The organism is Marinifilum breve (assembly GCF_003202155.1).
In the GTDB taxonomy this organism is placed as follows: Bacteria; Bacteroidota; Bacteroidia; order Bacteroidales; family Marinifilaceae; genus Marinifilum; species Marinifilum breve.
Window position 1 is genome coordinate 1 of sequence record NZ_QFLI01000138.1, and the last position, 452, is coordinate 452.

Annotated in this window: 1 protein-coding gene; it reads right to left on the minus strand. The window is 59.7% G+C overall.

Translation table 11 applies throughout. From position 1 onward, the window contains the following. Positions 1 to 452, minus strand: a 452-nt coding sequence (locus tag DF185_RS23235) for an ISAs1 family transposase (protein ID WP_110364086.1), incomplete at both ends; no start/stop codon positions are given.

Sequence of the window (452 nt, forward strand, 5' to 3'; positions counted from 1 at the left end):
TCTAGCTTGGCGACGTTGAGGGCGAGATGGCGCAGCATGGCGAGGTTCTCGGGGCCGTGGTCAAGTCGATTGCGCAACTGGTCCTCGTTCATCGTGACGTCGAGAACCCAGTGCAGGCTATTTTCGACGGCCCAATGGCTGCGGACGATGGTGTTGAACCGCGCGGCCGGGAATGCAGCGCTGAGGAGATAGTAGCGCGTTTCGGTGCTGGTCTTGCCGCCGATCTCCCGTGTCGAGACGATTTTACCGACAGCTTCCAACCCAGGCCATTTGTGGGCGTCTTGGAGCCAGTCGATGTCGGCGCTGACGGATGCGGTGCGAACCTCGATGCGGCCGTGGTCGCCGTCTGTCGTTTCAACGGTATCGAGTGGCGTGTCAGGATCATCAAGAAACGCCTGTACGTCGTTGTAAAGATTGCCTTGGTTGCCTTTCAGTGCCAACGCGTAGTCGGC